The following is a 1,307-nucleotide window of genomic DNA, read 5'->3' as shown; positions in this document are numbered from 1 at the left end:
GGGACTGTCGGAATTTCCGTGTAAGGGCTAGGTTCATCATCCCAGCCGGAAGCGGCCTTCGAAGAGAATGGTGAACTGGGCTTTCGCCACGCCCCATTCGCGTGGCGGCATTTTCCACTCTTTCTGCGCCTGCCTCAAGACCAGAAACAACAGCTTGATCGCGCTCTCGTCGGTGGGAAAGTGGCCGCGGGCCCGCACCGCCCGGCGCAGTTTGGCATTCAGCGCCTCGATGGCATTGGTCGTATAGATGATCCGGCGCACCTCGTCCGGAAAGGCGAAGAACGGGATGACCGCCGTCCAGTTGCGCTGCCACGAAGCTGCAATGGCCTCGTACTTGCGGCCCCAAACCGACGTTGCGAACGCCTCCAGAGCCGCTTGGCCGGCTTCGGCGTCCTTGGCCCGGTAGATCTCCTTCAGGGCTGAAGCCACCGCTCTCTGATCCTTGTAGGCCACGAAGGCCAAGGAGGAACGGATCAGATGCACGATGCAGGTCTGAACCTGGGTCTCGGGAAACACCGCCGTGATCGCCTCGGGAAAGCCCTTCAGACCATCCACCACCGCCATCAGCACGTCCTCGACGCCGCGGGTCTTGAGCTCGTTCATCACCCGCAGCCAGAACTTGGCGCCCTCGCTCTGCTCGATCCACAGCCCCAGGATCTCCTTGGCCCCGTCGGGCCGGACGCCCAAAGCCAGGTAGACGGCCTTGTTGCGCACGGTGCCCTCCTCGCGCACCTTGACCCGGATCGCGTCGAAGAAGACGAGTGGGTAGAGCGCCTCCAGGGGGCGGTTCTGCCACTCGGCGATCTCCTCCAGCACCGCATCAGTGACGGCACTGACCAGGTCCGGCGAGATCTCGATCCCGTACAACTCGCGCAGGTGGCCCTGGATCTCGCGCACACTCATGCCGCGGGCGTACATCGACACGAGCTTCTCATCAAAGCCGGGAAAGCGCCGCTGATACTTGGTAATCAGCTGCGGATCGAAGGTTGCCAGCCGGTCACGTGGGATCTCCAGGTCGATCTTGCCGGTGTCGGGGAGCACACTCTTGCGGCCATAGCCGTTGCGGCTGTTGCCACTCTCACTCTCCTGGTCGAGATGATGGTCCATCTCGGCATTGAGCGCCCGTTCGGCCAGGGCCTTCTTCAACTCGTCAAGCAGGCCATTCTTGGCAAACGCGGATTGAGCATCAGCCCCGGCCAGCAGCTGATCGAGCAGGTGGTCGGGAATGCGGGGTTCCTTGCGGCGTGCCATGCGATGTCTCCCTCATGATCATCGTAATGGCCCCACACGAAATTCCCGATAGTCCC

General features: G+C 62.5%; 1 protein-coding gene. It reads right to left on the bottom strand.

Annotated elements, in window-relative coordinates:
* Window positions 1-36: 36 nt before the first annotated feature.
* Window positions 37-1,251, bottom strand: coding sequence for an IS256 family transposase (locus tag DRB19_RS29615; RefSeq protein WP_114189505.1), 1,215 nt, complete (start codon window positions 1,249-1,251; stop codon window positions 37-39).
* Between the last annotated feature and the right edge of the window lie 56 nt (window positions 1,252-1,307).

Origin of the sequence: Microvirga aerophila (genome assembly GCF_003332305.1) — a bacterium.
GTDB lineage: Bacteria > Pseudomonadota > Alphaproteobacteria > Rhizobiales > Beijerinckiaceae > Microvirga > Microvirga aerophila.
This window is presented reverse-complemented; position numbering and strand designations above follow the sequence as displayed.